Origin of the sequence: Enterococcus sp. HY326, from assembly GCF_026157065.1 — a bacterium.
Lineage (GTDB): Bacteria > Bacillota > Bacilli > Lactobacillales > Enterococcaceae > HY326.
Genome location: NZ_JANLGQ010000002.1, coordinates 364,414 through 377,271, shown reverse-complemented (window position 1 = coordinate 377,271; position 12,858 = coordinate 364,414). Strand labels below are relative to the sequence as shown.

The 12,858-nt window shown below is 38.9% G+C and carries 16 protein-coding genes; 4 read left to right on the top strand and 12 right to left on the bottom strand.

Features of this window, described 5'->3' with window-relative positions; translation table 11 throughout:
* Window positions 1-45 precede the first annotated feature (45 nt).
* The 8 genes from ORH16_RS06470 to ORH16_RS06435 all read right to left on the bottom strand — a co-directional run bounded on the left by ORH16_RS06470 (window position 46) and on the right by ORH16_RS06435 (window position 4,732).
* Window positions 46-489, bottom strand: coding sequence for a DUF3788 domain-containing protein (locus ORH16_RS06470; RefSeq protein WP_265457284.1), 444 nt, complete (start codon window positions 487-489; stop codon window positions 46-48).
* Window positions 490-503: 14 nt separating this feature from the next.
* Window positions 504-1,325, bottom strand: coding sequence for a hypothetical protein (locus ORH16_RS06465; RefSeq protein ID WP_265457282.1), 822 nt, complete (start codon window positions 1,323-1,325; stop codon window positions 504-506).
* Window positions 1,326-1,391: 66 nt separating this feature from the next.
* Entirely contained in the window at window positions 1,392-1,823 is a 432-nt protein-coding gene (locus ORH16_RS06460; protein WP_265457280.1) for a VOC family protein, read from the bottom strand.
* Entirely contained in the window at window positions 1,820-2,407 is a 588-nt protein-coding gene (locus ORH16_RS06455; RefSeq protein WP_265457278.1) for a TetR/AcrR family transcriptional regulator, read from the bottom strand. The genes ORH16_RS06460 and ORH16_RS06455 overlap by 4 nt, the downstream gene beginning before the upstream one ends.
* 29 nt (window positions 2,408-2,436) lie before the next feature.
* Window positions 2,437-2,907, bottom strand: a complete 471-nt coding sequence (locus ORH16_RS06450; protein WP_265457276.1) for a GNAT family N-acetyltransferase — start codon at window positions 2,905-2,907, stop codon at window positions 2,437-2,439.
* Between the two features lie 41 nt (window positions 2,908-2,948).
* The gene (locus ORH16_RS06445; protein WP_265457274.1) at window positions 2,949-3,482 is read right to left on the bottom strand and encodes a GNAT family N-acetyltransferase; all 534 of its coding nucleotides are present in this window, start codon (window positions 3,480-3,482) and stop codon (window positions 2,949-2,951) included.
* An 11-nt stretch (window positions 3,483-3,493) separates the two neighbouring features.
* Complete coding sequence (locus ORH16_RS06440) at window positions 3,494-3,934, bottom strand: GNAT family N-acetyltransferase (RefSeq protein ID WP_322597291.1); 441 nt, start codon at window positions 3,932-3,934, stop codon at window positions 3,494-3,496.
* Between the two features lie 30 nt (window positions 3,935-3,964).
* Window positions 3,965-4,732 carry a hypothetical protein gene (locus ORH16_RS06435; protein WP_265457272.1) on the bottom strand — a complete coding sequence of 256 codons (768 nt, stop codon included), beginning with the start codon at window positions 4,730-4,732 and terminating at the stop codon, window positions 3,965-3,967.
* A gap of 88 nt (window positions 4,733-4,820) precedes the next feature.
* Here ORH16_RS06435 and ORH16_RS06430 point away from each other — a divergent pair, with 88 nt between their 5' ends.
* Complete coding sequence (locus ORH16_RS06430; RefSeq protein WP_265457270.1) at window positions 4,821-5,621, top strand: hypothetical protein; 801 nt, start codon at window positions 4,821-4,823, stop codon at window positions 5,619-5,621.
* On the opposite strand, the gene ORH16_RS06425 is transcribed toward ORH16_RS06430, so the two are convergent.
* Window positions 5,618-6,103: a GyrI-like domain-containing protein gene (locus ORH16_RS06425; RefSeq protein ID WP_265457269.1), complete on the bottom strand. Its 486-nt coding sequence runs from the start codon at window positions 6,101-6,103 to the stop codon at window positions 5,618-5,620. The two genes, ORH16_RS06430 and ORH16_RS06425, sit on opposite strands and share 4 nt — an antisense overlap.
* A gap of 131 nt (window positions 6,104-6,234) precedes the next feature.
* Here ORH16_RS06425 and ORH16_RS06420 point away from each other — a divergent pair, with 131 nt between their 5' ends.
* Complete coding sequence (locus tag ORH16_RS06420) at window positions 6,235-6,723, top strand: MGMT family protein (RefSeq protein WP_265457267.1); 489 nt, start codon at window positions 6,235-6,237, stop codon at window positions 6,721-6,723.
* Window positions 6,724-6,822: 99 nt separating this feature from the next.
* Window positions 6,823-7,752 carry a PTS sugar transporter subunit IIB gene (locus ORH16_RS06415; protein ID WP_265457265.1) on the top strand — a complete coding sequence of 310 codons (930 nt, stop codon included), beginning with the start codon at window positions 6,823-6,825 and terminating at the stop codon, window positions 7,750-7,752.
* Window positions 7,753-7,831: 79 nt separating this feature from the next.
* On the opposite strand, the gene ORH16_RS06410 is transcribed toward ORH16_RS06415, so the two are convergent.
* Window positions 7,832-10,558 carry an FtsX-like permease family protein gene (locus tag ORH16_RS06410; RefSeq protein WP_265457263.1) on the bottom strand — a complete coding sequence of 909 codons (2,727 nt, stop codon included), beginning with the start codon at window positions 10,556-10,558 and terminating at the stop codon, window positions 7,832-7,834.
* Window positions 10,559-10,567: 9 nt separating this feature from the next.
* On the bottom strand, window positions 10,568-11,269 hold the full coding sequence (locus ORH16_RS06405) for an ABC transporter ATP-binding protein (protein ID WP_265457262.1): 702 nt from the start codon (window positions 11,267-11,269) through the stop codon (window positions 10,568-10,570).
* 139 nt (window positions 11,270-11,408) lie between these two features.
* On the opposite strand from ORH16_RS06405, the gene ORH16_RS06400 reads away from it, so the two are divergent.
* Window positions 11,409-11,975 carry a TetR/AcrR family transcriptional regulator gene (locus tag ORH16_RS06400; RefSeq protein WP_265457260.1) on the top strand — a complete coding sequence of 189 codons (567 nt, stop codon included), beginning with the start codon at window positions 11,409-11,411 and terminating at the stop codon, window positions 11,973-11,975.
* 362 nt (window positions 11,976-12,337) lie between these two features.
* On the opposite strand, the gene ORH16_RS06395 is transcribed toward ORH16_RS06400, so the two are convergent.
* On the bottom strand, window positions 12,338-12,787 hold the full coding sequence (locus ORH16_RS06395) for a flavodoxin domain-containing protein (RefSeq protein WP_265457259.1): 450 nt from the start codon (window positions 12,785-12,787) through the stop codon (window positions 12,338-12,340).
* Window positions 12,788-12,858 lie beyond the last annotated feature (71 nt).

The window sequence follows — 12,858 nt, the reverse complement described above, 5'->3', positions numbered from 1 at the left end:
GGTAAGCTTTATAAGTCGGCTGTAAAAGTAGCTGAATCCTTAACTTCAGACTTTCACCGTTACTTTAGGTTGAACCCGCAGTCGAATCAATTGCAACGCATCAGAAAAACTAGTTTGCTTGTCAATGTTTAACATTAACCATTTTTGACCGTTGCCCAGTTTGGCAGCAGCAAAAACTTTTTGCGTCTCTTCTGACAGGAGTGGCAGTAAAGTTTCCGCTGCTGTCATTTCTTTTTGACCAATCACTACTAAAGCAATGAAATAACCAGACATAGGGTATAACGTACAAAGTGATTTACCACTTTTTTTGTATTTTACATTCCAGCCTGCTTGCATGGAACAAGCACTATACTCAAATTTGGGTTTTACTTGATAGCTCGCCGATAAGTAGTCATTAAATTTCAACCATAAGGGATTGTTGATAAACTTGCTGATTTCTTGAAATGTCGGCGGCTGCTTTTTCGGGTATTCTTCTAGCCAATTTGCCATCAACTTCCTCCTTTTTATTTTTGGCAGCCACTACAATAATAAATGGTTCCGCCAAGATAACTTTCTTTACTCACTTGATGACCGCAGCGGGGACAAGGACTCTTCCAGGTTTTACTAGATAAAATTGTCTGATAACCGCCCTTTTGCCCATAAAAATCTTTTTCTGTATCTCGCCCGCCTTTAGCAACAATCGCATTTAAAACAGTTTTCATTCCTGTGAATAAATCTGCGAACTCAGCATCATTCAATGTCGCCAGTTTTCTTTTCGGCAAAAGCTGTGCCGTAAAAAAGATATCATGGAGGCTGCCGTTGCCTAAACCGGGAATGCGCTGTTCAGTCCCCATAAAAGCTTTTAAACTGAGGGTCGGCTTGGCCGACTTTCGCAACTCTGCAAAATAGTCTTCATTAAATTCAGTTGAAAGAGGATTGGGCTTCTCTTGAGCCACCTGAAAATATTCGTTGCCGACCAGCTCAGCTGTTTGGAGCATCATCGCACCATACATACTAACAGAACAAGCCAATACCCAATCATCGGTAAAAGTTAAAGCAAACTGATATTTTTTCGGCAGTTTTTGTGTCGGCGCTAACCAATAAAAATTCAGCCCCTCACTAAAACTCAACGCACAGTTGTGTAAGGCGAGTACCACAAAATTTCCGTAGACATTGATTTCCTGAACCGTTTGATTTAATAACCACTCTTCGTAAACTTCCTCTGTTGCTGAAAAAAAAGCAAAGCGATGAGGCGAATTGCCGAAAGAAACCTGCGCAACTTTTTTGCCAATCAACTCTTTTGCCATCTGTTTTCCTAAAACCTGAGCTTCACCAATATCAATCATCTTATCTCTCCTTTTATTTTCGATAATCACATCAGAAAATGACCTGCAATCTTCTGAAAAACGCCTTCATTTTGAATAGTGAAAAATTTCAAAGCGAATGCCATCGGGAGCTTCAAAAAATAGCGCATAATAGCCAGGGGCAATTCGTTCATTGTATTCCTTTGGCCGATCATGTAAAATCTTGACCTTTAAAGATTGAATCTCTTCAAAAAATTCATCGACAGCTCTTCTTGATTCCGCTTCAAAGGCTAAATGCTGCACTGCTCCTGGCTTGCGGGAGTTAACTGAGACATCAGCAAATTCTGCTTTAGGCGAGCAAATGCCAAAGTCCAATGCCTCATCTAAATATTCCACAACTAACATGTCGCTGTGTTCTAGATACCCTTTATATTTTTGACTGACATCAAAGCCTAAAAGGGTAAATAATTGATCGTAAAAAGGTTCAACCTTTTCAACATCTGGCACCGTAATTTGTAAATGATCAAAGCGAAATTTCATTTGCCGGCTCCTTTCTTTTCTTGAAATCTTTGTTGGACACCGAGAAAAAAAGTATCATAAGCATAAATTAAACTGCTTTCGACAGAAGAGGGATGTACAAAACTCTGATGGCTATCTAAATCAGCATACCCTTGAGCAAGGCTGCGGACAGTCCGAATAATATGGGAGGCCTCTAGCTCGCTGGCTCCCAACTCCTGACAAATTTGATAAATTTTATGAATAGCTTCTTGAAAAACAGGTTGTCCTTGAGTATCTGCCGCCAAAGCCGACCATTCGATGGCCTGATAAAGTTTCGGCTGTTCTTTGGCAAAACGGACATAGGCCAAAGCCATTGCCTTTAACAGGTCAATGCCATCAAAATTTTCGGTAGAAGCCAACAGTTGATTCTTAATATTTTTTTGAATTTCTAGCTTAACGGCACTTTTCAAACTCTCTAAATTTTCGATATGTTTGTAAATCGCCGGTGTACTTACCTTCAGTCGTTGAGCTACCTCTTTTAAAGTCAAGTTGTCTAATCCGACTTCAGCGGTTAAAGCAAGACCCGTTTGAACAAGTAGGTCTCGATTAATTAAATGCTTTGGCATACTTAACTCCTTTCATTTTTTTCATATTGTTACAGCCAGTCAGATTTTTTTAGTAAAAGACGTTCCTCGTGGAATTCTTGGTCAGCAATGGTATAGCTGAAGGTTTCTTTTTCTTTAAAACCCGCCTGCAAGTACAGCTTTTTAGCAATTGGATTATCTACTTCAACGCTAGTGTAAATCTGAGCTGCATCAACTTCTGAAAAAAAGTAATTTAAAAAAAGTGTCAGGGCTTTTTTTCCATAGCCCTGAGCTTGAAATTGTTCGCCAATCATTAAACGGCTCATCGACCAGTCATTCAGTTCCAAATCAAAATCATAGAGGACAAAGCCCACCATCTCCTGTTGATTATAAATGGCTAACGGATACATCTTTGGTTCGTAGGCGGCTTGAGCCAACGAGACGCTATTAGCCGCTACAAAACCAGTTTGTGATTGAGCGACTTTTAAATTTAAACATTCTTGGTAATTTTCTCGAGTAATTTTGGCTAATCGTAGTGTCATTTGTTGCTCCTTTTGTATGTTTCGTATTGATAATTGCTTGCTTATTGTTTTGATAATATGCGGTATTCTTCTTCTAATAATCCATAAACAAAAGTATCCTGCCAAAGCGGTAGGCCAGCTGGACCTTTAAAAAAGGCGACATTTTTTCGCAGCAGACCTTCTCTGTAGAAGTGGCACCGCTCTAGAAGTTGCCATGAACGTTCGTTTTTGGGATTACAATGGGCGACCACTCGATGGGCACTCTTTTCATAAAATGCCCAATCTAAAATCTTTTTAACTGCCTCAGTCGCCAGTCCTTGTTTTTGGTACCTTCGATTGAGGACATAGCCGAGTGTAAAAATCTGCGCTTCAGTCTCTGCCAAATAAAGATTGCCAATCATTTTCTGATTCGCCTTGAGGCAGACTGCCCAAAAGTTTTCATCGAGACTTCTTTGTACAGCTGCCTCTCGAGCGGCTTGATAGTTAAAGGGCGCATAGGGCTCAAACTCAACTACCTGTGGATCAGCTAAATATTCATATAAATCATCTGCATCACTTGTTCTAAATTTCCTTAGTATTAATCGCTTAGTTTGCATTTTTTCCTCCGTTAAATTGCTAACCATTGAATAAAAGCAGTTTTATCTTCGGAATTATAGCCGGCTTTTTGATAAAATCTCAAAGTGGCTTCCTCTTTGGCACCAGTCATTAACATTATTTTGTAGCAACCTTGTTCTTGTGCTAAATTTTTGGCAGCAGTTAAAAGCTGACTGCCATATCCCTGTGAGCGAAAGGCTTTTTTTGTCACAACATTTTCAATTAACGCATAGGGCCTTTGCTGGCGGGTCAAATTGGGAATGATATTTACAACACAGGAAGTTATTATTTTTTTATCAATAGTTCCCACCAACACATGTTGATTTGCATCAGCCAACATCTGTTGCCAAACTCCTTCAACCGCTGTAATTTCTGGTAGACTTTCTTCATGCAAGTCCAAATATAATTCCAAAAGTTCGGCTAAATCAGCCGAAGCTGCTTCTCTGATTATCATAGTTGCTGCTCCATTTCCTGAAATTGTCAATTAAAAATGCATGACTTGTTCATCATTTTGCCGTCGTTCTTCTTTAATGGCTGCGATTTTTTCGACAATCTCAACATCTCCTGAATGATAACGGCGGTGAATTTCTGCTGAGACAGTCAATAAATTCTTTTCATGATCCGTCCCCTTTTCTGAGACAAAAAACAAATGATGGACGGCTAAATTGCCATTACTGGCAGGGACTCTCTGTTGATGACGATTATATTGGGCCAAATCTTCATGGCTGACTTGGCAAAAAAATTTATCGCGACAAGCAATTTGATAAGGTAAGCTAGCCATACTTCGCTGACTGAAGGTCGCCTTAGAATAATTTCTCGAACAGCTATCTTTGCAAAACGACTTGCGGCCTTTTGGTAAAGGTCCGCCACACCATTTACACAAAGTTTGATCTATTCGTAAATCACAAGGCGTAAATCTTAGACTCTCACCAAATTGTCTCTCATACTCAGCTAAACTGAGCCAACGCCGCTGATAACCTTCACCCAGCTGTCGCAACTGACTGCCCTGACCCAAAAAATTGGCCTTTTTTGGAAATGCTTGCGGCAAATTTTTCAATGCCAATTTTTCCGCCGCATTTGCTGGCTGAGCTGGCGCTAAAGCTGTCAGCATTTCACTTTGATACTCGTAAAATTTTCGGCAGGAAAAACACAGACAAAAACTGACAGCAGCTGAATCAGCATATAAAATTTCTAACTTTCGATTGCAACGGGGACAGTTGACTCCCGGCATTTTTAGGCGTTTATAGGTCATGAAAGCTCCTTATCTAAATGTAAAAGCTGGCTTTACATAAAATTTTTTTCAAGCTATCCTTAAAGGAGACTTTAAGGAGGCGTTTGCCATGAAAATTGATTTGACAGCTGAAGAACGCCAGCTATTGTGGCAACAGCTAACTCCACTACAACAACAGACTCTTACCGATTTCAAAAAATATCGGTTGCAGTCTTTATTTTTAACCAAGAATTTTTTGGCTGATCAAGAATGGCAATTCTTTGATTTCAAAGAAAATCCCAGCTACCCCTTCGGCGAGTCCAATCGCCTTTACTGTCGCTGTGGTCGGGAACTAAAATATCAATTTATTTTAAAGTCTAAGACAAGCGGCGAATTACTGAATTTAGGAGCGACTCATTTTGCCCAGCATCTCAGCGTTGAACCACAGATTGCCCGCCAAATTCAACAGGGTCTGCTGCAATTAGATCGTGGAGTCGATATTATTTTGCAAAGTAAAGCACAAGGACTGCGGTTTCCTAAACGCCATTATAATTTATTTAAAAATCACGGCTTGATTAAACAAGCTCCAACACAATTTGCACTTCGACTGGCGGCTTTTAAGGCCGCTGACCTGCCTATATACGACGAGGATATTCAAGAACTAATTGGCTATTTGAAAAAAGCTGGCTTGGCCTTACCAAAATTAGTAAACAATCAGGCAACCCCCGTCAATTCTGGCAAAAATCATTTTAGAGAATTGATTTTTCTCCTGCAAAAACTTGAGATTGGTGAAGCAATTGAGACTCACTTATTACTTGAGACATTGCCGGTTACTCAGCAGGAATTAGTGCGTTGGTTGGGCTTTTTGACTGGTGGTAACTTCCCTGTTCAATTAAAGCAAGTTGCAAACACATGGTACCGGATTGCTTAATTAAAACTATCTGTAGCTTTTACAATGGGAATCAACATCTGCGTCAAATAATTTTCTGGTGACTGTTTTTCATCATTTAAATAATGATAATAAATTCCCCCGTTCGCCTGATAGCCATTTTTAGAAATCCATTCAGTCAAAGCCATCATTGTAGGATCTTGCTTTTCGTATTCTCCTAAATCAATCGTCGTTGCCACTAAACCTGCTGGAAAAACTGTACAGTTTAGTGGCTTTTTGGTCTCAACCTGATGAGGAATCACCATGCCAACCTCGACATCCAATTGAGCTAAATCAATGTTATGAAAGCAAGTTACTAAACCACTGCTGGGAGCTAAATTTTCTTTTTTTAAAGCTTCGTCAATTTTTGGCAATGTTTCCCCAATCAGACTGCTGTACTCAGCAAAAAAATCAATTGTCCGCCGGTAGCTCAAAAAAAATAATTCTGGCAATTCTTTTACATAAATTCTTGAAATTTGGGTCATTTTTCCACACTCCTAAAAAAAATTATTTTTAAAAAAAGTTTTCCAAAGTAAAAATGGCTAATTGCATTTTGCTGAAAAAGACTTTATCCTTGGATTGAGGTACCTAAATAGATTTAAAGGAGGTCATTTCAATGGCGAATGAAGATAAAAAGGACTTTAATGCCATGCTCCACAAAGAAAACGATATGCCCAAAATCCAAATTGTCACCGATCCAAAAGTGATTGCCCGTTATGGCGGCGAAAAAATGTTTTTTGCACCAGCCCCCACTTATGATGCGATTATGAAAAAAATTCCTGAAGGTAAGCTGACAACAGTCAGTGAGATACGAACGTATTTGGCGGAAAAAAATCAAGCAGATTTTACGGAACCAATGACAGCCGGAATTTTTGTTTCCATTTGTGCTTGGGCGAGCGAACAGCGCCTCACCGATAAAACACCCTATTGGCTTACCCTAAAAAACAACGGTGAATTAAATCCGAAATATCCCGGTGGCGTTGAAGAACAGAAAAAATTATTGGTGGCAGAAGGCCATCAGATTATCCAAAAAGGCCGTAAAAATTTTCGTTATTATGTTGAAAATTATCAAACTGCCTTAATTGATTTATCCGAGTTACTTTAATTTTTTTAAATAAAAGCGGTTTAATCATTTGTATGTACTATAATTTTAGTTAATCAGATTAACTTTGTCAAACGAAGTTCGGCTAAAGGAGCGTTTCAGATGTTTATTTTTGTTGGTTGTACAGGCGGCGGCAGCTCTAGTTTATTTTGCCAAAAAATTACCCAGCATGTGAATGAAGAAGATCAAAACTTAACGGCAGTCGCCCTCGACGGCTTTACTGCCATGGCTAAGCACAAAGCCTACGGGGATAAATATGATTTAATTTTTGTTTATGGCGGAATCAATGCCCTCAGCGCTTCCAGCACCTTTGAATTTGGTCAGCTTTTTGATGTAGTCTTCGTGGCGCCGCAAGTCCGCTATCTGACAAAAGAAAAAATACGCTTACTAGCTGATTACCCGACTGTGGTGCAAGATATTCCTCCAAAAATTTTTGGTATGATGGATGGGCAACAAGCCTATGCCGATTTATTAAATCAATTAATTGAACTTGATTATCAGCGGGGCTACCAATCCACAATTCATAGTGCTTCAAAGGCTGCTGATAAAAACATGGAAATTTTAGTGATTAACGGGAATGCTGACGGCAGACTTTTCACACAGTTTTTTGATTATTTAAGTGAGCTAGGGATTCGACCGATTGCTGAAAAATTCAGTCTCGAAGGCTTGTTTGATTTTCAACCCCAGGCCGATTTTGATATTCGCTTTTTATTCGGCAATAGCGAGACGCTAAATAAAACGTATATGCAAAAAATTTCCAGACGCATCGATAGTGTCATCCTGCCCCTCTCCCTGCAATTTCCCTTCACAGAAGAAAAAGCATGGTTAAAGGATTATCAGATTCCTTATCTACTAGTCAGCCAACAAGATTTTTATCGCAATGATTTTACCCAAATCAATCAGCTTTTCTTAACGATGCTGATTCAAGCTGGCTTTAAGACAGAATTTACTAGTGAGCTGCAGGTCAATTATTTGGAAACAGAAGAATTGAAAAAACGCAAAACATTTTTAGGTATTTTTTCTTGGGAATAAAACAGAATTAAAAAAAACAAAGCGACCGCTGGGAAATTTAATCTCAGCGGCTGCTTTGTTTTATTCAGATAATTTTGAGCTATTCATTTGATTTTAAAGCGCCAATCATATCAATTTTTTTCAAGCGCTGATGGGTGATCAGCATTACTACCGCAGAGAAGAAAACTGTCAGTCCCGCAGAAAAGAGATAGCCAATCGTCGGCACAAGCAAAGGAAAACTAATACTTGGTGAAGCTGCCATGGTAATAATAAACCAGGTGAGCACATTTCCCACCACAAAGCCCAGTAAAATCCCCAACGCTGTGAAAATGATGGACTCTCGTACGATATACATCGTCACTTCTTGATCATAAAAGCCTAAAACTTTTATGGTGGCCAATTCCCTTTCCCGTTCAGAAACATTGATATTTGTCAGATTAAATAAAACAACTAAAGCCAATGTTCCAGAAAGCACAATAAAAATAATTACCACAGGTTGCAGATTGGTACTAGAATAAGCCTGTTTTTCTAATTGCTGACTCATAAAAGTGGTGGTCAAAACTTGGTCCGTTTCTTTTAAATCTGCCGCCAAGTCATCTTGGCTAGCCTTAGACATTTCTGCAGTTTGAATTAAAAATGAATTGGCCTCATGGCTTTGGTCGGTCAGCTGATCTAAATAACTTTGTAATAACAAGACATTATTTCCTAAATAGTTCTCAACGATGCCGTTAATTTTTAGAGTCATCTGATTGCCGTTTGCATCTTGAAAAACTAAGTCATCACCAACTTCCACTTCATAGGCTTTGGCTAAGCCTTCTGAAATAATAGCGCCATCCTCCACTAATTCAGTGGAAGAATCACTGCTTGTTGACTGCAAAGTAAAATTCGCATGCGCCGCAGCAGATGTTTCAAAAGCATAAAGAGAGGCGCTTTGATCGGCAACCTCGTCTGCTTTAAATGTTACTTGACTTGCGTAAATGGGGGTTTCGTCTGAAACAGCCCCAGTCGAGTCTAAAACATCTAACGTTTGACTGGCTTCATCTGCCGATATCTCACTATCAAGGGTTACAATACCTTGAAAATGATTTAGTTGATTAAATTGTACAGTGCCGACATTTTCAATCGAGTCTCTTAAGCCAAAGCCCGCCAGCATTAAACCACAGCAGCCAGCAATTCCCGCAATTGTTAAAATCATGCGGGCCTTATATCTAAATAAATTCCGATAGGTGACTTTTTGATTGAAGCTTAACCGACGCCAAACTGGTTTGATATATTCTAACAAAATTCGCTTACCGGGTTTCGGTGCTTTAGGCATCAGTAATGCTGTTGGTTTTTCCCGTAAATCCTTAATTAGAATATAAATCGTTGCTACGACCGTTGCTACAAAGCTTCCGCCAATCGCAATTAAAATGGGCACAAGCCAAAAAGTTACCGTGTAATCTGTAAAAACATAAGACGCTCCGAGCATATTAAAAACAATCGTCGGCAAAGAAAATGTGCCGACAAAAATCCCCAGAACGGTCCCAACAACTGCCGTCAACAGTGCGTACAAAATATACTTCATAGAAATTTCTATGTTTGTGTAGCCAACAGCCTTCAAGGTGCCAATAATTTTTCGATCCTCTTCCACCATGCGTGTAATAGTTGTAAAGGTAATCAAGGCTCCGATTAAAAAGAAAAATACCGGAAAAACATTGCCAATTGCATCAATTCGATCTGACAAGCTAGTCACCTCTTCAAAGCCGGGGTTAGAGGTTCGTTCATTAATTAAATAATTCGGCGTTGAAAGATTTTCTAAGTCTGTTTTTGCTTGATAAATTTCGGCTTGTGCCTCATCAATGGTTTGCTGATTTTCCGTCAGCGTCGTTTGTTGAGTGCTTAATTCAGCTTCTGCAGCCGTAATTTGTACTAAAGCTGCTTCGTAACTACTCTGACTTTGTAAACTAGCAGTCGCTGCCAATTGACTCTTTTGATTTTCTAATCGTTGCTTCGCATCATCGAGCTGTGTTTGACCTGCAGTCAGCTCACTTTGGCTTTGATCAAGACTTGCTTGGTTTGCGGCAATTTCCTCATTCCCGCTTGCGATAAGTTCTGCTCTTCTTTCGGTTTTACGGCTAGCAAATTTTGTTTCCAGCAGATTTAATTTGGCTGTTAGCTGCTCTTGATAGTCCTCAGAAAAAATATCCAATTTCGCCAATGAATCAAAACGCAAATACATGATGGAGTAGGTATCTCCAACGGAAAATGCCTCTTTACTGAGATATGCGTACCCATCAAGAGTCCCGTCACCAACATTTGATGAACCAAATTCGGTTTCACTGACATAAATTGGCGATTCAACGAAACCGACAACTTGAAACTCTGATTCATCTAATTGATCATTTTTAATCGTAAGTGTTGAACCAAGCGGGTAAATTTCCGCTAGGCTTTCATTAAGAACCAGCTCATTAGCCGCTTTAGGTAGCTGGCCTTCGACTAAAGACAAGCTGTTTTGACTACTGCTCTCATCATAGGAATACACTTGTAAATCAATATTTTCTGTTTCATCATCATAAGCAAAACTATAGCCAAGCTCGACGGTTGCTCCGGTTTCTTCGGCGATAGCTTGGTCTTCTTTGGTTAATCCAGTTGTTCCGATGATGTGAACGTCAGAAATATTTTTTTGAGTAACAAACTCATCGACTGTCTTTTCCAAATCAGGACCAACTGATTTAATTCCGACAAAGAGTAATACCGCCATAAAGATGATCAAAATAATTGCAATAAAGCGGCCAAGTGTATCTCGAATATCTCTAAAAAGACTACGTAAATATAATTTATTCTTCAAAAAAGGCACCTACCATTCAATTTTAGCAATCGATGTTGGAGCTGAATTATGCTCCACTGAGCGAACCTTCGCATCATTAATCCGAATCACCCGATCTGCAATCGGGGCAATCGCACTATTATGGGTAATTAAAATAACGGTTCGCCCTTGTATTCTACTGACATCCTGCAGTAATTGCAAAACTTGCTTGCCAGTTTCATAATCCAAAGCTCCAGTCGGCTCATCACAGAGCAGAATTTTGGGATTTTTAGCTAATGCTCGCGCAATCGCCACTCTTTGTTGTTCGCCGCCAGATAGCTGGGCAGGAAAATTATTCATTCTTTCCCCCAGTCCCACTTGTCGCAAAGTTTCTTCAACATCGAGGGCATTCGGCGAAATTTCAGAAGCCAATTCAACATTTTCCTTAGCTGTCAAATTAGGAACCAAATTATAGAACTGAAATACAAAACCGACTTCAGTCCGACGATAGGCTGTCAATTTTCGATTAGAAAAATTAGCGATATCGACACCCGCTATTTTGATTTCTCCTTTTGTTGGCGAGTCCATCCCACCTAAAATATTTAGGACGGTGGATTTTCCAGCACCACTCGGGCCTAATATTACTGCCAGCTCCCCTTCCTCCACCGAAAAACTAAGATCATTATTAGCAACGATGGTTGTATCTCCCATCTGATATTCCTTAAACCCATGGTTCACTTCAATGAAACTCATTTTCTCACCTCGTCATTTTTCAAACACCCTGTTGCTTTCATTACACTTTGTAAGTATAATTGTTTAAACATCGAGGTCAATAGGCAATTTGACAGCACTTGTCATTAAATAGACACTTTTTTGAAAAATGTTGAAGGGAATGAGCTACTTGGCAGGCACTAAAAACAATCGTAGAACACTTTATACAAAAAAGGTCATTCGTGAAGCTTTTTTAGAACTCCTTAGTCAACAGGAATTATCAAAAATTACTGTCACTGAAATTACCGAAAAAGCAGAAATTAATCGGGGAACGTTTTACAAATATTTCCAAGACCCACTAGATTTATTTCAAACAATTGAAGAAGAGCTAACCGCCGAAATTTTACCCTTGATGCAATTGCGTTCATCAGATGATTTAGCAATCTGGCTGCAACGCTTTATCGCTGTCTTAAACCAAAATAAAGTTGTCTCGCTGACACTTTTAAAAAGCAGCAGCACAACCCTTTTCGTCACAACTATTTTTTCGGAAGTTCATGATTTAGCAATCTCACAATTCAGTCAAATGTTTGATGAAACAAATCCCATAGTTTTGGAGCTCTTTTTCACCTATTTTGCCAAAGGAACAATCGGCATGATTGTCGAATGGATGCAATTGGACTCAGACATTTCCGTAGAAGAAATCAGTATTGCTTTATCAAAAGTGTTAATTTCCCAGAAGAAAAGTTGAAGTGTTACATACTCGACAGCAGCCCAATAAACGTTTTTAATGATTTTAGTGGGCTACTCTTCGTTTTTCAATGATTTTTCTTGAAGAAATAGCTGATGCCTTATTTTGATTATAAAGTTAGTAAAATTTTGAAATGATTTAAACCTTTTAAGAGTATTAGATTTGAGGTATTCCAGATTCAAAAAAAAGACTTTATCAAATACATTCTAATTTGATAAAGTCTTTTCACTTGTAGTCATCAGTAAATTTTGTTGTTAATAAAACTACAAAAATTACTTTAAGATTTGCAATTGATTATTTTTAGAGAAATCAAAAACGCAATACTCTTATCTGATTTCGGATTCATAAATAATTATCTAAATTTAGGCTTTTGCATCCACTAATGCCTTTACAAATTCCTTCAAAATTTCTTCGTCAGCATCATCTGCATCGTTTTCGATTTTAACTACTTCGTGTCCTCTGGTTGCGCCTGTCTTTTCAAAGGCTTCATCAAAGGAAAGTGCCGCAAAAAAGGAATGATCTGGATACAATTTACTATCACCACTGCCGACCACACCAAATACTTTGCCGGCTAAATCCAGATCTGTCAATTCTTCATAGAAGTCTTCAAAATCAAAAGGGCGTTCGCCATCGCCGGTTGAGTATGTTGCAATAACGCAAATGTCAGCGTCTTCAAAGGTTTCATCATCCGCCTCATCTGCTTCTAAACGTTCGACTTCAACATCCATTTCGTTAAAGGTATCCTCTAAAATCTCTGAAATCCCCTCAGTATTACCTGTTGAACTTGCGTAAACAATTTTTGCTACTGTCATGTTATGGACCTCCTACATTTTTTTGAAAACAAATATCTTATTTAATTTTATGAAAAATAATTATTTTTTTC

What these genes read in the sequence shown, in the direction of transcription:
- ORH16_RS06470 (WP_265457284.1), bottom strand. Translation starts at nt 489, where the DNA reads ATGGCAAATTGGCTAGAAGAATACCCGAAAAAGCAGCCGCCGACATTT.
- ORH16_RS06465 (WP_265457282.1), bottom strand. Translation starts at nt 1,325, where the DNA reads ATGATTGATATTGGTGAAGCTCAGGTTTTAGGAAAACAGATGGCAAAA.
- ORH16_RS06460 (WP_265457280.1), bottom strand. Translation starts at nt 1,823, where the DNA reads ATGAAATTTCGCTTTGATCATTTACAAATTACGGTGCCAGATGTTGAA.
- ORH16_RS06455 (WP_265457278.1), bottom strand. Translation starts at nt 2,407, where the DNA reads ATGCCAAAGCATTTAATTAATCGAGACCTACTTGTTCAAACGGGTCTT.
- ORH16_RS06450 (WP_265457276.1), bottom strand. Translation starts at nt 2,907, where the DNA reads ATGACACTACGATTAGCCAAAATTACTCGAGAAAATTACCAAGAATGT.
- ORH16_RS06445 (WP_265457274.1), bottom strand. Translation starts at nt 3,482, where the DNA reads ATGCAAACTAAGCGATTAATACTAAGGAAATTTAGAACAAGTGATGCA.
- ORH16_RS06440 (WP_322597291.1), bottom strand. Translation starts at nt 3,934, where the DNA reads ATGATAATCAGAGAAGCAGCTTCGGCTGATTTAGCCGAACTTTTGGAA.
- ORH16_RS06435 (WP_265457272.1), bottom strand. Translation starts at nt 4,732, where the DNA reads ATGACCTATAAACGCCTAAAAATGCCGGGAGTCAACTGTCCCCGTTGC.
- ORH16_RS06430 (WP_265457270.1), top strand. Translation starts at nt 4,821, where the DNA reads ATGAAAATTGATTTGACAGCTGAAGAACGCCAGCTATTGTGGCAACAG.
- ORH16_RS06425 (WP_265457269.1), bottom strand. Translation starts at nt 6,103, where the DNA reads ATGACCCAAATTTCAAGAATTTATGTAAAAGAATTGCCAGAATTATTT.
- ORH16_RS06420 (WP_265457267.1), top strand. Translation starts at nt 6,235, where the DNA reads ATGGCGAATGAAGATAAAAAGGACTTTAATGCCATGCTCCACAAAGAA.
- ORH16_RS06415 (WP_265457265.1), top strand. Translation starts at nt 6,823, where the DNA reads ATGTTTATTTTTGTTGGTTGTACAGGCGGCGGCAGCTCTAGTTTATTT.
- ORH16_RS06405 (WP_265457262.1), bottom strand. Translation starts at nt 11,269, where the DNA reads ATGAGTTTCATTGAAGTGAACCATGGGTTTAAGGAATATCAGATGGGA.
- ORH16_RS06400 (WP_265457260.1), top strand. Translation starts at nt 11,409, where the DNA reads ATGAGCTACTTGGCAGGCACTAAAAACAATCGTAGAACACTTTATACA.
- ORH16_RS06395 (WP_265457259.1), bottom strand. Translation starts at nt 12,787, where the DNA reads ATGACAGTAGCAAAAATTGTTTACGCAAGTTCAACAGGTAATACTGAG.